Origin of the sequence: Antarcticibacterium arcticum, assembly GCF_007993795.1 — a bacterium.
GTDB lineage: Bacteria > Bacteroidota > Bacteroidia > Flavobacteriales > Flavobacteriaceae > Gillisia > Gillisia arctica.
In genome coordinates this window covers 311,005-331,851 of the sequence record NZ_CP042476.1, presented here as the reverse complement: position 1 = coordinate 331,851, position 20,847 = coordinate 311,005, and the positions used below count along the sequence as shown (strand labels likewise).

Below are 20,847 nucleotides of genomic sequence, written 5' to 3'. Positions count from 1 at the left end.
ATTAAAGCTGGTTCCAGGATGACGGTAAGGAGCTCGGTCTGGATTACAGATTCCTGTCGCGCAGCGCTTTTTTAACACGTCCAGACTATCCTCTTTCCTCTTTCCTCTCTCCACTTATTTCAAACCAAAAACTGAAAAAGATCCGGATTATCATTCAGGTACTGCCCATAGAAATTCTGGTCTTTCATGCGCTGTACAAGGGGTTCAAAGTCGGCAGGATCATTCAGTTCTATTCCTACTACTGCGGGTCCATTCTCACGATGGTGCTTCTTTGAATATTCAAAATGGGTAATATCGTCCCCAGGTCCAAGGACTGAAGCTACAAACTGTTTCAAAGCCCCTGCCCTTTGAGGAAAGCGTACAATGAAATAATGTTTAAGGCCGGAATATAACAAGGCTCGTTCCTTAATTTCAGCAGTACGGGTGATATCATTGTTCCCACCGCTAAGGATGCAAACCACGTTCTTTCCTTTGATCTCTTCAGCATAAAGATCAAGGGCAGAGAGCGCCATAGCCCCTGCCGGTTCTGCCACAATAGCATCATAATTATAAAGGTCCAGGATGGTCTGGCATATTTTCCCTTCTGGAATGGTTACCATTGCATCCAGGTTTTGCCTGCAAAGATCAAAATTGCGAAATCCCACTTTTTGTACCGCAGCACCATCTACAAACCGCTCTATTTCCTGTAACTCGGTAACCCTTCCTTCATTAAGGGAATATGTCATGGAAGCGGCTCCTTCCGGCTCCACACCTATGATACGGGTGTTTGGGGATAATTGCTTGAACATGGAAGACAAGCCTGCAAGCAGGCCACCCCCACCAAGAGGCGCAAAGACGAAATCTATTGGGGCATCGGCCTGTTCAAGGATCTCCAAACCCATGGTAGCCTGGCCTTCAATGACTTTTTCATCGTCAAAAGGATGAATAAACACTTTGGATTCTTCCCTCCCAATTTTTACCGCCTCTTTATAGGAATCATCAAAAGAATCTCCTTTAAGGACCACGGTGATCCAGTCCCCCCAAACATCCTGGTTTGTTCCACTTTTTGCCGCGGGGTGGTTTCCGGCATAAAAACAGTTCCTTTTACTCCAAAACTGCTACAGGCAAAAGCAAAACCCTGGGCGTGATTGCCGGCACTCGCGCATATTACCCCGTTCTCCAGCTGTGACTTTGAAAGGCTTGCGATCTTATTATAAGCTCCCCTAATCTTATATGAGCGCACCTGTTGCAGGTCTTCCCTTTTAAGCGAGACATTTGCACCATATTTCCTGCTGTAGGTAAGGGAGTGGCTTAAGGGCGTCAACACTGAAACCTTTAAGATTCGTCTTGCCGCTTCCCTTACTGCTTCCAGTTGCGGAGTATAGGTACAGGTTTCGGTTTCTGTAGTTTCCATCAGGCTGCAATTTTTTTCATAGCTGTCATAGCCTTACGAAGAGAAGCCCCCACAATTTCTACGGGGTGCTTGCGTATGGCCTCATTGACCCAAATTAGTTCCTGGTTATCGGTACCACCATTACTGCTGTGATAGGACCTGCCAATTACCTCCGGCTCAAGGCTGTTCACATAATCCTTGATCAACGGTTTACAGGAATGATCAAACAGGTAACAACCATACTCGGCAGTATCAGATATTATCCTGTTCATCTCGTATAATTTTTTCCTGGCAATGGTATTCGCTATAAGCGGTGCTTCGTGCAGGGATTCGTAGTAGGCAGATTCTTCTATGATCCCTGCCTCAACCATAGTTTCAAAGGCCAGTTCCACGCCAGACTTAACAAAAGCCACCAGCAGGAGCCCCTTGTCGAAGTATTCCTGTTCAGTTATTTTTTCTGAAGTAGCTTCGGTCTTCTCGAAAGCTGTATTCTCTGTAGCCGCACGCCATTCCAGCAATTCCTTGTCGTCATTTGCCCAGTCCTGCATCATTCGGGCACTAAATGCGCCTGAAATAATATCATCCATATGCTTCTGGAAAAGAGGCCGCAATATCTCCTTTAATTCTTCAGATATCCTGTTTGCCCTCACCTTGGCCGGATTGGAAAGCCTGTCCATCATATTGGTGATCCCGCCATGTTTCAATGCTTCGGTTATGGTTTCCCATCCATATTGTATAAGTTTTGCAGCATAGGAAGGTTCAACACCTTCAGCAACCATTTTATCAAAGCTCAGGATTGACCCTGTTTGTAAAACCCCGCAAAGGATGGTTTGCTCCCCCATAAGGTCCGATTTCACTTCGGCTACAAAGGAAGATTCCAGGACTCCCGCCCTGTGCCCGCCGGTTGCATAGGCATAAGCCTTTGCCCATTCCAGTCCAATTCCATTGGGATCATTCTCAGGATGCACCGCAATAAGGGTGGGAACTCCAAACCCACGTTTATATTCCTCCCGCACCTCAGTACCGGGACATTTTGGGGCCACCATAATAACTGTTATATCAGGGCGAATTTGCATCCCCTCCTCCACTATATTGAAACCATGGGAATAAGAGAGCACAGCATCTTTTTTAATGAAGGGCTGTATAGCTTTTATTACTGAAGTATGTTGCTTATCTGGTGTGAGATTGATCACCAGGTCGGCTTGAGGGATAAGTTCTTCATAGGTACCTACCGGAAAATTATTTTCGGTGGCATTTTTCCAGGATTGCCTTTTTTCTTTAATGGCCCCTTCCCTAAGTGCATAGGAAATGTCCAGACCGCTGTCCCTCATATTCAACCCCTGGTTAAGGCCCTGGGCCCCGCAGCCCACAATGACTATTTTTTTATCCTCTAAAGCTGCTGTTCCTTCACTGAATTCCTCACTTGCCATTAACCTGCAGGTTCCCAGCTGTGCCAGTTGTTCCCGTAATGTAAGGCTGTTAAAATAGTTACTCATGATAATGTATTTGAAGTATTAAATTTTTCCAATATTTCTGAAATAGGCATCTCCTTTTTTGATACCGCTATTGTGCCGGAGCGCACGAACTGCATAAGTCCGTAAGGTTTTAATTTATCATACAGGCCTTCGGTTTCCCTGCGCTTTCCTGTTTTTTCTATCACAAAGAAATCGGGCGTGACGGTTACGATCCTGGCATTGGTCTCCTTGATAAAATCCTGGATATTGAAGTCATCTACAAAATCTGAAGATCTTACCTTATAAAGGGCAGTCTCCTGATAAATTAGATCATCATCTGTATGATAAAAGGCTTTGATCACCTCTATTTGCTTTTCAATTTGCCCAACGATTTTGCGCACCTGTTCCTCTGTCACCTCCACAACGATGATGAACCTCATCACCTCATTCACCTCGCTCTTGGAGGCGGTGATGCTTTCAATGTTGATATGCCTTTTCAGGAAGATCGCTGCGATCCTGCTTAACAGGCCTATATTGTTCTCTGTATAAACAGAGACTGTAAAATTTTGCTTTTCCATTATTCAAGTCGTATTTCTGAAACCGATGCTCCCGTAGGTATCATTGGGAACACATTTTCTTCCTGCTCCACCTTTACCTCCAGGAAATAGGCCTCTTTAGATTCCATCATCTCCTTCACAGCTTCCTGTAGTTCGCTTCGCTTAGTCACTTTCCTGGCTTTGATATGATAACCTTCTGCAATGCTTACAAAATCGGGATTCACCATCTCTGTTGACGCATAGCGTTTCTCAAAGAACATTTGCTGCCATTGTCTTACCATTCCCAGGAAACTATTATTAAGGATCACGATCTTCACCGGGATCCCGGTTTGAAAGATGGTTCCCAGCTCCTGCACATTCATCTGGAAGCCACCGTCTCCAATGACTGCCACCACCTCCCTCGCCGGGCATCCCATTTTGGCACCTATCGCCGCCGGCAGGGCAAAGCCCATGGTTCCCAGTCCTCCTGAAGTGACATTACTCCTGGTGTTTTTGAATTTTGCATAACGGCAGGTAACCATTTGATGCTGGCCAACATCTGAAACGATAATGGCATTTCCTCCTGAGGTGGTATTGATCTCATCGATCACCTCTGCCATCTTTACCTCTCCTTTCAAGGCGGTGAGTTCATTTTTTATGATGCGGGTATACTCGATCTCATAGAGTTCCTTGAATTTTGTATGCCATCCTTCGTGATTATTCGGTTTTAAGAATTCCAGCAACAGTTTAAGGGTTTGGTTTACATTTCCCAGTACAGGAATATCGACAGTAACATTTTTATTGATCTCGGCAGGGTCAATTTCGAAATGGATCACCTTTGCCTGTTTTGCATAGGTATTTAAATTCCCGGTGACCCTGTCGTCAAAGCGCATTCCTATGGCTATCAATACATCACATTCATTAGTGAGCATATTTGGCGCATAATTTCCGTGCATTCCAACCATTCCTACATTTAAAGGATGATCGCTGTCCATTGCCGACAGTCCCAGGATGGTCCAGGCTGCAGGGATGCCCGCTCTTTCTACCACTTCCCGGAGTAAAGCCTCGGCCCCGCCAAGGATCACTCCTTGTCCAAAGACTATCATTGGTTTTTTTGCATTGTTTATCACCTCTGCCGCCCTTTCTACCTGTAAAAGATTGATCTCGGGCATTGGGGTATAACTTCTAATAGCCCTGCACTTTTTATAACTGAATTCAAGGGATGCAAACTGAGCATCCTTGGTGATATCGATCAACACCGGGCCGGGCCTGCCACTCCTGGCTATAAAAAAGGCCTTGGCAAGGACCTCGGGAATATCTTCAGCCCTGGTGATCTGGGTGTTCCATTTGGTCACCGGGGTAGAAATACCCACGATATCTATTTCCTGGAAAGCATCGCTTCCCAGCAAATGTGAGCCTACCTGCCCTGTAATGAAAACCACAGGGGTAGAATCCAGGTGGGCATCTGCAATACCCGTAATTAGATTGGTTGCTCCCGGTCCCGAAGTTGCTATAGCAACTCCAACTTTACCACTAACCCTTGCATATCCCTGGGCCGCATGGGCTGCTCCCTGTTCATGACGGGTGAGGATGTGACGCAGCTTATCCTGGTATTTAAACAACTCATCATATACCGGCATAATGGCTCCTCCCGGATAACCATATACGGTATCCACACCTTCTTCCAGCAAACACTTTATAACAGCCTCAGCCCCCGAAACCGTCATAGTTTCAGCCACAGTAACCTTTCCAAAATCTGCAGTTTTCACTTTCATAATCCTCTTTTTTTAAAATTCATCGGTCACACACCCCCTGGAGGCTGAAGAGACCGTTTTTGCATATTTATAAAGAACCCCCCTGTCATATTTGAGCCTGGGAGCCTTCCATTTCATTTTCCTATCAGCGATCTCGTCATCCTTAAGGGCGACCGAGATCGTATTATTTTCAGCATTGATGGTGATGATGTCCCCGTCTTCCAGAAAAGCCAGCATTCCCCCCTCCTGGGCTTCGGGTGAAATATGTCCCACAACAAAGCCGTGAGTTCCTCCTGAAAATCTGCCATCTGTAATAAGGGCTACATCCTTCCCCAGCTGTGCACCCATAATGGCTGCTGTGGGTTTCAGCATCTCCGGCATCCCCGGCCCTCCTTTAGGCCCTTCATATCTAATGACCACCACATCCCCTTTTTTCACTTTCCCAGCTGCAATGCCGTCATTGGTTTCATACTCACTATTAAATACCTTTGCACTCCCTGTGAAATGCAGGCCTTCTTTCCCTGTGATCTTGGCCACAGAGCCTCCCTCGGCCAGATTTCCATAGAGGATCCTTATGTGCCCCGATTTCTTGATTGGCTCCTCCAGGGTTTTTATTACCTCCTGACCTTCAGCCAGGTCCGGGACCTGCTCCAGGTTCTCAGCCAGAGTTTTTCCGGTAACCGTTAGGCAATCCCCGTGGAGCATTCCATTCTTCAGCATATATTTTAGAACAGCGGGAATCCCACCTATCTTGTGAACATCCTCCATCGCATATTTGCCGCTGGGTTTCAGGTCGGCCAGGAAAGGAGTTGCCTCACATATCTTTTCAAAATCTTTAAGGTCAAAGTCTACCCCGGCAGCCCTCGCAATGGCCAGGAAATGAAGTACTGCATTCGTGGAGCCTCCCAGCACTGTTAATAGCTTCACCGCATTCTCTATAGCCTCTTTGGTAACTATGTCCCGGGGTTTAATATCCCTCTCAATAAGCAGCCTCACGGCTTTTCCGGCCTCAATACTTTCAGCCTGCTTTTCCTCACCGGTTGCTGGGTTGGAGGAGTTGTAAGGCAGGGCCATTCCCAGTGCCTCGATAGCAGAAGCCATGGTGTTGGCAGTATACATACCCCCACAGGCCCCTGCACCGGGACATGCCTTTTCTATGGTGCTGTTGTAGTCCTCCTCACTAATTCCTCCGGAAACTTTTGCTCCCCAGGCCTCAAAGACCGAGACCACATCCAGTTTCTTTCCTTTATGACATCCCGAAGCTATGGTTCCTCCATATACCAGGATGGACGGCCTGTTGATGCGCAACATCGCCATAAGTGCACCCGGCATATTCTTATCGCAACCTACCACTGTTACCAGCCCGTCGTAGGACATGGCGTGGATCACCGTCTCAATGGAATCGGCAATAATATCTCTTGAGGGTAAGGAATACCTCATCCCGGGGGTTCCCATGGAGATCCCGTCACTTACCCCAATAGTATTGAAAATAAGACCTACGAGCTCATTGCTGTTGCAACCTTCCTTGACCAGCTTTGCAAGGTCATTGAGGTGCATATTACAGGGATTCCCCTCATACCCGGTACTGGCTATTCCGATAAAGGGCTTTTTAAAATCTTCCTTGGTAAGGCCAATCGCATGTAACATTGCCTGGGAGGCGGGTTGGGAATCACTTTGTGTTATTTGCTTACTATATTTGTTATACATTCCGGGGTATCTTCTCTTTAATTTTTTTCTAAATTAAGTTCCTGAGATTTGAACCACCTTCGGGAGACGAACCAATAATTATCTTCAAACCATAGAATAAAAACATAAATTACTGATTTGCAGCAATTTACACTTAATGATTTTACGATCGCTGAAAGAGAATCAGTTTATGTAGATGATTGGATTATTTGGAACTATGCGAAATCCGGTCATAAAAAAAGCCGTTACAAGAACGGCTTTTTGAAAATGTTTATATGGTTAGAAGTTACGTGCAAATTGTTTCTTCTTTTGGATCTCTTCCAGGGCAAGATTGTCCTTACTTCCGGTATGCGTATGTTCAATAGACACTCCGGGTTTATAACTTCCTGTTTGTACCTGCTCCCCTATTTCCTTATAAGCTTCACGAAAAGATTTACCCTGCATTACAAGATCATTAATGCTGTCTACGGTAAACAGGTATTTATATTTTTCATCTGTAAGATCAACCTCTTTTACTATAATTTGTGAGATTGAATGTGTAAAAACCTCCAGTATCTCTTTAATATTCTCTACCGCGTAGATGCTGTTTTCCTTAATAAGCTGAAAGTCCCGGTGATATCCACTGGGAAGATTATTGGTAATGAGGATCATTTCATTTGCAATTGCTTGCAGCTTGTTGCATTTTCCTCTTATAAGCTCAAATACATCGGGATTTTTCTTGTGCGGCATAATACTAGACCCTGTAGTGAGTTCATCCGGGAAGGTAATAAAATCAAAATTCTGACTCATATAAAGACAAATATCCATCGCGAATCGTGAAAGCGTATTGGATAGGGAAGCAATATTTGAAGTCACTGTTCTTTCGCTCTTACCACGACTCATCTGGGCAGCAACAACATTATATTTTAATGCAGAAAAGCCCAGTTCTTTTGTTGTAAATTCCCGGTCTATAGGAAAAGAAGAACCATAGCCAGCAGCAGAACCCAGCGGATTTTGATCAACGATCCTTAAACCGGCATTGAGCAGGTACAGGTCATCGATTAGCAATTCAGCATAAGCAGAAAACCATAAGCCGAATGATGAGGGCATGGCTACCTGCAAATGCGTATAACCCGGTAACACCTTTTCTTTATGCTCTTCGGCAAGCTTTAGTAATACATCAATTAAATTCTCTGTTTTACTGTAAATCTGTGAAAGGTTATCTTTAAAATAAAGCTGCATAGCCACAAGAACCTGGTCATTCCGGGATCTTGCAGTATGGATCTTTTTGCCGGTATCTCCCAGGCTTTTGGTAAGTTCCCATTCAATTTTGGAATGCACATCCTCAAATTCTTCTTCAATACTAAAAGTTCCCTGCTCAACTTGTGACTCCAGTTTCTGGAGTTCTTTTATAATCTCCTCCACTTCATTCTCATTCAGGATCCCAACCTTTCCAAGCATTTTTGCGTGCGCTTTGGAAGCGATTAAATCATATTTTGCCAGAAACATATCCAGCTCCCGGTCATTTCCAACCGTGAATTTTTCAATTTTCTTATCTATTGATAATCCTTTATCCCAGAGTTTCATATGAAGTTGATTAAAACCTCACAGATTTTGAAAACTGGGAGGTTGATTAATTTCTATTTTATTGTTTTTTCAAGCAGCTGAATATACTTTTCAATTCCCTCTTCTATTTCAGCGACAAAAATAAATTCATCAGCTGAATGAGACCTGGTGGAATCCCCCGGCCCCAGTTTTAAGGAGGGGCATCTAAGCATTGCCTGGTCTGAAAGCGTTGGGGAACCATAGGTTTTCATTCCAATGGAAATTCCAGCCTTTACCAAAGTATGTTCCATTGGAATGGAGGAGGAATTAAGCCTGAGTGACCGAGCTTTTATCTCGTCAACTGGAGCATTTTCCAAAAGAATCTGTTCAATTTCGGCATTGGTATATCTGTCATTTACCCGCACATCAATTACCAGGTCCACCTGTGCAGGAACCACATTATGCTGTGAACCTGCATTGATCTGGGTCACCGTAAGTTTTACTTCTCCCAGCGCTTCAGATACCCTTTCAAATTTGAAATTTTTAAACCAATTTAAAACCTTCGCGGTTTTATATATCGCATTATCATGATTTGGGTGAGCAGCGTGAGAGGGAGTTCCTTTCACCACAGCATCAAAAACCACCAAACCCTTCTCTGCCACGGCCATTTGCATTAACGTGGGTTCCCCAACAATTGCAACATCAATTTTTGGAAGTAAAGGCAGCAGGCAAGCTATCCCGTTTTTTCCATTGATCTCCTCCTCTGCTGTTCCGGCAAAAAGAATATTATATTTAAGATTTTTTGCACCATAGAAATATGTAAAAGTGGCCAGAAGAGATACCAGGCAACCTCCTGCATCATTACTACCCAGGCCAAATAATTTTCCGTTTTTCACTGTTGCTGCATAAGGATCACGGGTGTAACCGGAGTTTGGTTTTACCGTATCGTGATGGGAATTGAGCAATAATGTTGGTTTTGAAGGATCAAATTCATTATTGACTGCCCAAATATTATTTAAATGTTTTTTATACGGAATGGTATGAGCGCTCAACCATTTTTCCAGCAATAAGGCAGTGCCTTCCTCCTCTCCGGAAAAGGATTGTGTTTGGATTAGCTCCCTGAGAAGTGCAACCGCTCCCAATTTCAAATTTGGTACGTTCATTATTTTCCTATTTTGGTGCATTCTGAATCATTTTTCAACAGGGTAAAATCGCCCAAATATATGTTAGAAACTCCCTTATCAAGCGCATTAAAACAGTTATGAAGTTTAGGTAACATACCTTCCCCTATGATCTTTTTTTCTTTTAAACTTTCATAATCCTTCCTGTCCAGCACCGGGATAACGGAGCTGTCATCCTTTGCATCTGCCAAAACCCCTCTTTTTTCAAAACAGAAGTTTAATTGGGTGGTATAATGGCCGCTCATCGCAATAGCAATCTCTGATGCTACAGAATCTCCGTTGGTGTTCAATAATTCCCCCTCTTTTGTACAGGATATTGCCGAAAAAACAGGAGTGATCCCCTCATCCAATAATGAATTTATAAAACCAATATTAATTTCGGTTATATCTCCCACGAACCCATAATCTATCTCTTTAATTTCTCTTTTGATAGAAATTACACTCCGTCCATCGGCCCCGCATAAACCTATAGCATTGCAATGTAATCCCTGCAATTTAGCTACAATACGTTTGTTTATAAGTCCGCCATAGGTCATCACAATAACATCCAGGGAATTTTGATCTGTGATCCTTCGCCCATCTATTATTTTGGTTTCATATCCCAATCGCGAAGCAATTTCGGTGGCGAGATTTCCCCCACCATGCACAAGGATCTTAGGGCCCTCTAATGCTGCAAAATCTTTTAAAAAACTGCTGAGCTTTGCTTCATCTTCAATTAGCTTTCCTCCTATTTTTACAACCTTAAGCGTTTTCATTTGATATTTTGTTAATATTATTTTTCCTGCTGAACCCTAGGATTTTTTACCCAAATCCCGCGGAAATGTTCCCCACAGACTTCGCGGAATTTCGCAAAAACTTTACTATTTTCTTTTCACTATTAACTTATCACTTTTCCCTCAAGTAACTCCCCCTTCGGGGGCTGGGGGCTAACAGCCTTTGCAAAACCGCCTGAGCGGCAAAAGTCCTGTTATTTGCCTGGTGTATCACTACAGCATTTTCACTATCCAACACTTCGTCATTTATAACCACATTTCTCCTAACCGGAAGGCAATGCATGACTTTGGCATTGTTGGTTAATTCCAGTTTATCTCCGCTAAAAGTCCAGCTTTTATCTTCGGTAAGGATCTTCCCATAATCGTTAAAACTGCTCCAGTTTTTCACGTACACAAAATCGGCATCTTTGAGAGCTGTATCCTGATCGTGAACTACTGTGGTATTTTTCACAATTTGAGGATCAAGATCATAGCCTTCAGGATTGGTAATTATAAACTCCACATCAATGTTCTGCATGAATTCCACAAAAGAGTTGGGAACAGATTGTGGCAATGCCCTGGGGTGCGGAGCCCAGGTAAGCACAACTTTGGGCTTTTTAACCTGTTGTAGTTCCATGATAGTGATCGCATCTGTAAGGCCCTGCAACGGATGGCCCGTAGCACTCTCCAGGTTTATTACCGGTACACTTGCATATTTTCTGAAACTGTTCATCACAATTTCAGCCTGGTCCTTTTCGCGATCTTTTAATCCGGGAAAAGCACGCACAGCAATAATATCGCAATATTGGGAAAGCACGGCGGCTGCTTCCTTAATGTGTTCAGCTTTATCTGAATTCATAATTGCCCCATCCTCAAATTCCAGGGCCCAGCCATCTTTATCGGCATTCATTACCATAACATCCATACCCAGCAATTTTGCTGCTTTCTCTGTACTAAGTCTGGTTCTAAGGCTTGGGTTAAAAAACAACATTCCCAGGGTCTTCCCTTTTCCCAGATTTGCGGCGGTGTTATCTTTTTTGAGCTGAAGGGCTTCCGCGATCAATTCCTGCAGGTCATCTATATCTGATATACTGATGTAATTTTCCATGTTATGATTTTTCAATGTTGGTTGCGGTGGCCGGTGAGCTTTCCGAAAAATTTTTTAAAGCTTGCTTTAGGGCTTTAAAGAATGTGTCAAAATGTTCTTTTTGAATATTCAGCGGGGGTAAAATACGCAGCAGATTTTTATTGGATGCCGCCCCGGTGAAAATATGGTGGGTAAAAAGCATTTCTTTCCTAAGTGGGGCTACTTCAAAATCAAATTCCAATCCTATCATTAGACCCCTACCTTTAAGGCTTTTTACATGTGGGATTTCTGCGGCCGCAGACTTCACGTATGAATAAATACTTGCTGCATTCTCCATAAGCTGTTCTTTTTCTATTACATCCAGCACTGCGATTCCTGCGGCGCAGGCAAGGTGGTTCCCTCCAAAAGTGGTTCCAAGAAGCCCATGTTTGGCCTGTATGGCTTGGTCTATAAGAATACCTCCCATAGGAAATCCATTCCCCATTCCCTTTGCAATGGAAATTATATCAGGACGTATCCCATGTTTTTGAAAAGCAAAGAAATCCCCGGTCCTGCCATAACCCGATTGTACCTCATCTGCAATTAAAAGGGCGGCATGCTTTTTACATAGCTTTGACGCTTCTGTGTAAAAATTTGTAGTAGCTTCCTCAAGACCGCCTACTCCCTGGATCACCTCAAATATTACCGCGGCCACATCTTCTTTTTTCAATTCGTTTTCCAGGGAAGGCACATCGTCAAAAACAAGACGGGTAACTTTATGACCTGTATTGAAGGGGGCTTTTATAGATTGATTATCTGTAACCGCCACCACTCCGGAAGTACGGCCGTGAAAGGCTTTTTCAAAATATATAACCCTGCTTTTCCCCGTGTGGAAAGAAGCCAGTTTTAAAGCATTTTCGTTAGCCTCTGCCCCGGAATTACAAAGAAAAAGACTGTAATTTTCGCAACCCGAAACGCTTTCAAGCTTCCCGGCCAGTTCCTCCTGAAGGGGGTTTTGGATGGAATTGGAATAAAAACCAAGCTTTTCAACCTGACCCTTTAATGCTGAAACATAGGTAGGATGAGAATGGCCAATGGAGATCACGGCATGGCCGCCATAAAGATCAAGATATTTTGTTCCTGCTTTATCATAGACGAAGACACCCTCCCCTTTTACCGGAGCAATATTATATAATGGATAAACATCAAATAAGTTCATGCTGCTGTTTTTAAGTTTTAGCCCGAAGGCTACCTAATTAAAAATAATTTGCTTTCAGTTTTAAGCCTTCGGTTTCATTTAATCCAAACATGAGGTTCATATTTTGAACCGCCTGTCCCGATGCCCCTTTAAGCAAATTGTCAAGTATTGTGGTAATCAATAATTTATTACCGAATTTTTGAAGGCGTACCAAACATTTATTTGTATTTACTACCTGTTTTAAATGCAGATCCTTTTCAACTACAAAAGTGAATGCCGCTCCTTTATAATAATAATTATATAAAGCGCTCGCTTCTTCCAATGATCCTGAAAACACAGTATATGCAGTACAGTGTATTCCTCTTGAAAAATTTCCGCGGTTTGGAATGAAATTAAGAGCCGATGTAAAACTTTTCTGAAGCTGATTAACGCTCTGTGTTATTTCAGCTAAATGCTGATGTTCAAATGCTTTGTAAGCTGAAAAATTATTATCTCTCCAGCTAAAATGAGTGGTTTCTGAAAGTGAAGTTCCTGCACCTGTAGATCCCGTAACTGCGTTGATATGCACCTCATCTTCCAACAAACCTGCACCTGCAAGTGGAAGGATTGCCAGGCTTATAGCGGTGGCAAAACAGCCAGGATTGGCAATGAACCGTGCATTTTTGATCTCTTCCCTGTTCATTTCGGGCAGGCCGTATTTAAAGGAATTATCTTCAGCTTTAATCCGGAAATCTGTGCTAAGGTCAATGATCTTTGTGGTTTCAGAAAAGCTGTGTTCCTCAAGAAATTTAATTGAATTTCCATGGCCCAGGCATAAGAAAACCACATCTGCATCCTTATTAATTTTATCGCTAAATTCAAGGTTGGTTTCACCTAACAGGTCCTGATGAATATGGGCTACCGGTTTCCCTGCCTGCGATGTGCTGTAAATGAAATTAATGTTAACCCCGGGATGATTTAACAGGATCCTTATCAATTCTCCCGCTGTATATCCCGCTCCTCCAACTATTCCTGCCTGTATCATTGGTTATTTTTTACGTGTTGATATATTTTTCCCGAATTTGAGAGGATCTTTATAAAACCTTTTGCGTCTGTTGCAGTCCAGGCTTTATTTTCTTCACCATAGTTTCCAAAGCTGCTATTCATAAGGTCAAATTTGGAATCTGCCCCATCCAGAACAAAGCGGTAAGGATGTAGCGTTACAAACACATCACCGGTAACCTGTTCCTGGGAATTTTCCAGAAATGCCTCTATATTTCTCATCACAGGATCCAGGTACTGGCCCTCATGTAAATGAGTACCATACCAGTTGGCCAGATAATCCTTGTGTTGTAATTGCCATTTGCTAAGGGTGTGTTTTTCCAGGAGATGGTGGCCCTTGATAATGATCAAAGCTGCTGCAGCTTCAAATCCTACCCTGCCTTTTATTCCAATAATGGTATCCCCTACGTGAATATCTCTTCCAATTGCATATTTAGAGGCGATGTTTTCAAGGATCTCAATGTTTTTTTCCGGAAGGTTTTCCTTACCATTCACGGCAGTAAGTTCACCTTTAAGAAAAGTGAGCACTACTTGCTGCGGTTCTTTTTCAATAAGCTGCGAAGGATAGGCAGTTTCCGGTAAAGGTTGCGTGGAAGTTAGAGTTTCGGCCCCACCTACGCTGGTACCCCACAGGCCTTTGTTTACAGAATATTTGGCCTTCTCCCAGTTCATTTCTACTCCCTGGGCTTTAAGATATTCTATCTCTTCCTGCCTGGACAGTTGTTTATCTCTTATGGGGGTAATAATTTTGATCCCCGGTGCCAGCGTTTGGAAAATAAGATCAAATCGCACCTGGTCATTACCTGCACCTGTACTCCCGTGAGCAATATATTCCGCACCAATCTCCTTTGCATAATTAACTATCTCAATGGCCTGGATAATCCTTTCAGCACTTACCGAAAGCGGATAGGTATTATTCTTCAAAACATTTCCATAGATAAGATATTTTACCACTTTTTGATAAAAGGTGGCAACGGCATCTATATTTGTATAGGATGCTGCTCCTATTTTTTGGGCATTATTTCCTATTTTTTCAATTTCTTCAGCAGAAAAACCTCCTGTATTAACGCTTACCGCATGTACTTCAAAGTTTTCTTCCTTTGAAAGGTATTTGGCGCAGTAAGAGGTATCCAATCCGCCGCTGTATGCAATTACTACTTTTTTCATCTTCATTTATTTTTGGGTTTTAACTCCCGTTGTCGCTTTTTCCTTTTTAAAAAAAAGCGTTTGTTTAATACTTTTCAATCTGGTAAAAGCTTTATCGTTCAATCTCGATTTTTCCTTTGGTTTTACCTTTTTTGCAGGGTCATAAAGCATTCCTGTACAAAGGCACATTTTGCGCTCTGTTCTGGTAAGAATATCATAGTTCTTACAGGTCTGGCAACCTTTCCAGAAACTTTCATCTGTTGTTAATTCAGAAAAAGTTACCGGTTGATACCCCAGCTCATAATTGATCTTCATAACCGCGAGGCCGGTAGTGATCCCAAAGATCTTGGCATCGGGATATTTCTTTCGGGAATGGTCAAATACCGCTTTTTTGATATCCTTTGCCAGGCCACGGTTCCTGAAATCGGGATGTACTATCAATCCGGAATTGGCCACAAATTTTTCGTGCCCCCAAATCTCGATATAACAAAAACCGGCAAAGGTTTCCCCTTCAAGAGCAATGATCGCATTCCCGTTCTCCATTTTGGTGAGGATATACTCAGGGGTTCTGCGGGCAATACCGGTACCACGAACTTTTGCCGACTCCTCAATGGTGTCGCAAATTATTTGGGCGTATTTCGCATGTGTATTATTAGCAATGACAATTTTCATATGCCAGAGAGTTTAAGGTTAAAATATTTGAAATGCTTGTTGTTGAGAGAAGAACCGGACTCACCTAAGTTCCATAGAATATAGACGCACTTACGTGCGACGGAACTGCCTGCGCATGGGAGATATATCAGTAAGAATACTGAAATATAACTTATTAAATATGTTGGTAATGTGTTTCAAAATGGAAAAAAAGATCAAATAAATTAATAAAAAGACGCGGGAAAACGGATATCCTTACCGGCGGATGAAAATCCGGCGATTATTAAATGGCCTTATTATTTGAGGTGTTGAAATCACGGGGTAAAAGTATATAAAAAAAATAACCAACAATGGGTTTTTTGAAAAAAATCCGGTTTTGCTGAAAGTCTTAAAAATTAAAATAACAGGAAAAACCCCGTTATATAAGCCATTAAAGCCGGAAACGGGGGAGAAATTTTTTCAGAAAAATAATTAGAAAACCCTTTATTTTTTCCTTTTAATGGAATAAAGGTCCTTCCGGCGGTCTTTTAAATTACGAACACTTCCAAAATTATGAAGTTCTTTTAACAGGTCAAGGTCTACATCTACCAGCAAGGTGCTTTCGGTATTTGGCGTAGCTTCAGCTTTTATTCCGTTCACGGGAAAAGCAAAATCTGAAGGTGTAAACACCGCACTTTGAGCGTACTGTATATCCATATTGTTCACCTTGGGTAAATTTCCAACAGAACCTGCAATGGCAACATAACATTCGTTTTCTACGGCCCTTGATTGTGCACATATCTTCACACGGGAATACCCGTTTTGAGTATCTGTCATAAAGGGTACAAACAGTATGTTCATTCCTTCTTCTGCCAGTAACCTTGGTAGTTCAGGAAATTCTACATCATAACATATAAGCACTCCTATTTTTCCGCAATCTGTATCATAGGTTTCCAGGATTGACCCACCCTTCATTCCCCAGGCAGATTCCTCGGCCGGGGTGATGTGCAGTTTTTCATATTTTTCATAACTACCATCCCTTCGGCATAGAAAGCCCACATTATGCATATGCTCCCCTACTACCTGTGGCATGCTTCCGGTAATGATGTTGATATTGTAATTCATTGCAAATTCCCTGAAGGTTTCCAGCAACCTGTCTGTATAAGAAGACAGCCCCCGAATAGCTTCCGCTTCATTCATATGGTTGAATTGCGCCATTAACGGGGCATTGAACAACTCCGGAAAAAGTATAAAATCACTTTGATAATCACTTACCGCATCTACGAAGAATTCAATCTGGGAGACCAGGGAATCATAATCCTTGAAGAGGCGCATTTGCCATTGTACCAGACCCAGCCTTACAACAGTTTTTTTGGTGTCTATTAATTTCTTTGGTTTGGTGTAATAGATATTATTCCATTCCATTAAGGTGGCAAATTCCAGGCTGTCCTCATCCCCGGGTAAATATCCTTTGATCACTTTTTTTACGTGAAAATCATTAGATAACTGGAATGACAGTACGGGATCGTGTATTTCCTTAAGTTTAACCTTATCTATATATTTCTTTGGGGTGAGCTCATCGGCATATTCAGCATAATTGGGAATTCTGCCACCAAAAATGATCGATTTTAAATTGAGTTGTTCACACAATTCTTTTCTCGCTTCATATAACCTTCGGCCCAGACGCATCCCCCTGTAATCCGGATGAATAAAAACGTCTATCCCGTATAGGACATCCCCACTCTTGATATGGGTAGAAAAATTCTCCCCTCCAATGATATCTTCATATTTATGATTGACATCAAATTTATCATAATCTACAATGATTGAAAGGGCACAGCCCGCTATTTTGCCATCTATTTCGATACAAAACTGGCCATCGGGAAATTTACTGATAAGGGTTTTGATCTCAGCTTTGCTCCAATACTCATCGGCCATAGTTTTATAGCTTTTGATCATGGATATTTTTAATTGCTGATAATCTTTTAATCGTAAATTCCTTAGTTCTATTTTGGCTGAATCTATCACGTAGTTACTTAATTTTTAGTGTGCGAAGATACTCAGGAATTCAGTTAAATTGAAGCCAAAGGGGTTAAAAATAAACTAAAACCCACATTTCGAAGCGCTAAGTGACCTTAAAAACAGGGATCCTAAAGGAATGATATTTTGCAAAAACCGTCGTATTTTATACGCTTACCATATTGTTCTTAACTGCATAAAGCACGAGCCCCACGCGACTTTTTACATCGAGCTTGCGGAATAGGTTTTCCCTGTAACCATCTATAGTTTTTGGACTTAAATTCATTTGCAGGGCCACTTCCTTGTAGGTTAGTTCACTACAGGCAAGATTAATAAATTCCATTTCTCTTTGTGAGAGCGGATTGGAGGATAAATTTTCCCGGGCGCACCGTAAGGCACTGGAAGTTTCTTCGTTAAGATAATACCCGCTATCTAATACACAGGTAAGTGCAAATAAGAATTCATCTGGCTCAATATCCTTCAATAAATATCCCCGGCACCCTGCCTTGATCATTTTAATAATGATCTCTTCCTCATGTTCCATAGAGAGCGCAAGAACCTTTTGATCTGGATAATTTACCTTAAGCCATTCCATGGTTTCCATACCATTCATAACCGGCATGCGAATATCCAGCAGGACAATGTCCGGCTTCACTCTATTGCCCTCAAAATAATCTACAAGTTCCTGCCCGGTAGTTAATACGGCCAGAACCTGGTAATCATTAAAAGAATTTATAAGGCCTTTTAATGACTGGCCAAACAGATTGTGATCATCAACGATAATTACCGTCTTACTCATATAAATGGGAAGGATTAGGATAGCTTAAAGATAAGGAAGTTCCCTCACTTTCTACAGACTTTAATGAAAAGGTACTTTTAATTAAGGTTGCCCGGCTTTCCATATTTAATAGGCCCGAACTCTTTTCAATATTAAGGGTGTCAAAACCAAGCCCGTTATCACTAACAAAAATATTCAATTGAGAAGGCGTATACTCAAAATTAACCTCCAGTTTATCTGCTTTTGAATGTTTTATCACGTTGCTGAAAAATTCCTGTAAAATCCTGAAAAGTATAATGGCATCTTTTTGCGGGATCTCAAAACTCTCTCCATTGATGATAAATTTCGGTGTTATGATGTTCAATCTTTCAAATCTCGCTAATTCATTTTTTACTGAAGTCTCCAATCCGGAGTAATTTATCACCTCATTGTTAAGGGATTTGGAGAGCGATCTTACCTCCAGAAGCGAATTCGCAACTATTTCCTTAATTTCTCCTAAAGATCTTTGTGACGATTCCTCAATAGATCTGGAAAGGATGTTAAGCTGCATATTGGCCACAGAGAGTAACTGCCCTATATTATCATGCAGTTCCCAACCCACATTTTTTAATGTTTGTTCCTGGATCTCCAGTTTGGACTGGGTAAGTTCCTCTTCAAAACGTTTTTCAGCTTCATACTTTTCTTTTAGAAGGTTATTTTTCCTTCTTTGGAATGTGATAAAGAAAACTATTCCAAACGTGGTTAATAATAATATAACCACAATAAAGTATACAATAAGTAGTAGTTCTTCCCGGGCAAGCATAGTTAAAAGGCCAATTGTTAAACAAGTATACATATTTTCCCGCGTATTAAATATAACCCCTGCAATAAACCGAAATAAAAAAGGGGAAAAATCCCCTTGTATCATTATTTTGACCGATCTATATTTGATTTATCATTTTAGTAATCTAAAATGTTTGGGGGTTAAAAAGTGTCGTTAGTGTTTAGTATTTAAATATAGGTAGGGCTATAGATAGAACTAATTAACGGCACTTTTTTATTCCGGAAGTTTCCCAATTCAACCTTTCTTACCATCTTTTGTTACTTACTCCCTGATAATTTATTCCTTTTAAAAGTGCAAACGATAAATCCCAATATAAGGATACCGTATAGGAATATATTAATAGACCTTAAGAACATCATTTGAAAGTATATAAAATCAGGGCTTTTAAGGGTAAAATATTTATTATAAATGAACACCGGGGTAATAGACACATGCCAAATCAATATACCAATAGAAATGTAGAATGGCATACTTCTGTAAAATTTCAGGATCCTGTCACTTTTTAAAATTTCGAAATGGTATAGTAATATGAGGATCATTAGAAATAGGGTGCCGGTAACAGACATATATGCAGAATGGGCTTTAAAAAATGTGTCCCCAAAGATTAGATGAATTATAAAACTGAGGATAAATAAAGCAGAAATAACGAACAATTTCCTGCGCCTGGAAGGGGGATTGAGCTGTAGGATAAAAAAAACATACAGTACCAAAAACTTTATGACCGAATATGAATTATACCACCAGTAGTTGCGCTCAAATAAGGTATCTTTTATAAATCCTAATTTGTTATAATCATTGAAATATGCGTAGGAGGGGTATAGTCCAATCAATTCAACAAAAACCACAAGCCATAAATAATAAACAAATAACCGCACACCTTTCTGAGGGACCCTTGCTTTCCATAAATATATAGAGCCGGCAATAGCCGCACCCAATTCCATTAGATAAATAAGAAGAAAATTATCTACTATATACTCCAGGAACATCTTTTGAATTTTATAAGCTAACTTTCTAATAATCAAGGATTAAAAAGGGGAAAAAGCCCCTTGTTTCATATTAGAACAGCTTTTTATCTTTAGGTACTCATTATTTGTTGTTTGACTTATATTTTATGAAAAAGGGAAATGGCGTTCTTCGGTTTGGATTTTATCAGGTAGGGCTTTTAAAATTTAACCGGAGAACGTTTTTTCATTCTCACTTTTTACCATTCAAGAAAGGTTAAAAAAGCCCTCATACTTTATCCACACCATTTAAATTCCTAATAATTTCAGAATTGCCGGATTTTGATTTGATTAAAAAACCTGCAGCGAAACACCCGTACATAAAGATATTCATAGTTAACAATAATCCCTTGTAAAATTCTACAAAATCCGGACTGGAGGACATAATTCCATATTTATTATAAATAAACAAGGGTGTGATACTCACATGCCAGAGTAAAGCTCCAATAGCGACGTAGAAGGCCAGGTCTGAATAAAAATTAAGGATCTTATTACTTCGAAGAGTCTGGTAAAAAAACAAGATTATACAAAGCAATAATATGATGGTTCCACCTATTGCGGTAAATGCAGAATATCCTGTAAAAAATACCCCGGAAAAAATTAAATTAAGAACTGCAATAATTGAGAATAGGACGGTTAGAATCCAAAAACTTTTCCTCCATTTTTTGGAATTTATCTGGAATATGAAAAAAGACAGAAAGGCACAGTACGCAATCAAATGATAGGAATTGAACAACCAGTAATTTTGAACAAACCGGGTACCCTTTACAAAAGCGAAATATTTGTAATTGCTGTAATAACCAAAAAGCATGTATAAACCCGAAAAATCAATAATCAGGGTTAACCAAAGGAACCAAACGAATATTTTATTTATCAAAGGAACATT

17 protein-coding genes and 1 pseudogene are annotated in these 20,847 nt (G+C 41.2%); all 18 read right to left on the bottom strand.

The window, feature by feature from the left end; genetic code table 11:
- Positions 1-119: 119 nt before the first annotated feature.
- A pseudogene (gene ilvA, locus FK178_RS01455) lies at positions 120-1,393 on the bottom strand (threonine ammonia-lyase IlvA).
- A complete protein-coding gene (gene ilvC / locus FK178_RS01450) occupies positions 1,393-2,868 on the bottom strand; it encodes a ketol-acid reductoisomerase (RefSeq protein ID WP_146830299.1) in 1,476 nt (491 codons plus the stop codon). The pseudogene ilvA and the gene ilvC overlap by 1 nt, the downstream one beginning before the upstream one ends.
- Entirely contained in the window at positions 2,865-3,404 is a 540-nt protein-coding gene (ilvN, locus tag FK178_RS01445) for an acetolactate synthase small subunit (RefSeq protein WP_146830297.1), read from the bottom strand. Before ilvN ends, ilvC begins: the two co-directional genes overlap by 4 nt.
- Positions 3,404-5,137: a biosynthetic-type acetolactate synthase large subunit gene (gene ilvB / locus FK178_RS01440; RefSeq protein ID WP_146830295.1), complete on the bottom strand. Its 1,734-nt coding sequence runs from the start codon at positions 5,135-5,137 to the stop codon at positions 3,404-3,406. Before ilvB ends, ilvN begins: the two co-directional genes overlap by 1 nt.
- A 12-nt stretch (positions 5,138-5,149) precedes the next feature.
- Positions 5,150-6,823, bottom strand: a complete 1,674-nt coding sequence (ilvD, locus tag FK178_RS01435; RefSeq protein WP_146830293.1) for a dihydroxy-acid dehydratase — start codon at positions 6,821-6,823, stop codon at positions 5,150-5,152.
- Between the two features lie 258 nt (positions 6,824-7,081).
- On the bottom strand, positions 7,082-8,368 hold the full coding sequence (gene argH, locus FK178_RS01430; protein ID WP_146830291.1) for an argininosuccinate lyase: 1,287 nt from the start codon (positions 8,366-8,368) through the stop codon (positions 7,082-7,084).
- Positions 8,369-8,421: 53 nt separating this feature from the next.
- Positions 8,422-9,489: a M20 family metallo-hydrolase gene (locus FK178_RS01425; RefSeq protein ID WP_146830289.1), complete on the bottom strand. Its 1,068-nt coding sequence runs from the start codon at positions 9,487-9,489 to the stop codon at positions 8,422-8,424.
- Positions 9,489-10,262: an acetylglutamate kinase gene (gene argB, locus FK178_RS01420; RefSeq protein WP_146830287.1), complete on the bottom strand. Its 774-nt coding sequence runs from the start codon at positions 10,260-10,262 to the stop codon at positions 9,489-9,491. The genes FK178_RS01425 and argB overlap by 1 nt, the downstream gene beginning before the upstream one ends.
- 130 nt (positions 10,263-10,392) lie before the next feature.
- Entirely contained in the window at positions 10,393-11,367 is a 975-nt protein-coding gene (locus tag FK178_RS01415) for an N-acetylornithine carbamoyltransferase (RefSeq protein WP_146830285.1), read from the bottom strand.
- A 1-nt stretch (position 11,368) separates the two neighbouring features.
- Positions 11,369-12,544, bottom strand: coding sequence for an aspartate aminotransferase family protein (locus FK178_RS01410; protein WP_146830283.1), 1,176 nt, complete (start codon positions 12,542-12,544; stop codon positions 11,369-11,371).
- A gap of 37 nt (positions 12,545-12,581) precedes the next feature.
- Positions 12,582-13,547: an N-acetyl-gamma-glutamyl-phosphate reductase gene (gene argC, locus FK178_RS01405; RefSeq protein WP_146830281.1), complete on the bottom strand. Its 966-nt coding sequence runs from the start codon at positions 13,545-13,547 to the stop codon at positions 12,582-12,584.
- On the bottom strand, positions 13,544-14,731 hold the full coding sequence (locus tag FK178_RS01400; RefSeq protein WP_146830279.1) for an argininosuccinate synthase: 1,188 nt from the start codon (positions 14,729-14,731) through the stop codon (positions 13,544-13,546). Before FK178_RS01400 ends, argC begins: the two co-directional genes overlap by 4 nt.
- 6 nt (positions 14,732-14,737) lie before the next feature.
- Positions 14,738-15,382, bottom strand: coding sequence for a GNAT family N-acetyltransferase (locus FK178_RS01395; RefSeq protein ID WP_146830277.1), 645 nt, complete (start codon positions 15,380-15,382; stop codon positions 14,738-14,740).
- Between the two features lie 462 nt (positions 15,383-15,844).
- Positions 15,845-17,299: a carbon-nitrogen hydrolase family protein gene (locus FK178_RS01390; RefSeq protein WP_240793874.1), complete on the bottom strand. Its 1,455-nt coding sequence runs from the start codon at positions 17,297-17,299 to the stop codon at positions 15,845-15,847.
- 226 nt (positions 17,300-17,525) lie between these two features.
- Entirely contained in the window at positions 17,526-18,158 is a 633-nt protein-coding gene (locus tag FK178_RS01385) for a response regulator transcription factor (RefSeq protein ID WP_146830275.1), read from the bottom strand.
- Entirely contained in the window at positions 18,151-18,972 is an 822-nt protein-coding gene (locus tag FK178_RS01380; protein WP_240793873.1) for a sensor histidine kinase, read from the bottom strand. The genes FK178_RS01385 and FK178_RS01380 overlap by 8 nt, the downstream gene beginning before the upstream one ends.
- Before the next feature lie 245 nt (positions 18,973-19,217).
- Entirely contained in the window at positions 19,218-19,946 is a 729-nt protein-coding gene (locus tag FK178_RS01375) for a hypothetical protein (protein ID WP_146830273.1), read from the bottom strand.
- A 244-nt stretch (positions 19,947-20,190) separates the two neighbouring features.
- Complete coding sequence (locus FK178_RS01370) at positions 20,191-20,838, bottom strand: hypothetical protein (protein WP_146830271.1); 648 nt, start codon at positions 20,836-20,838, stop codon at positions 20,191-20,193.
- Positions 20,839-20,847: the final 9 nt, after the last annotated feature.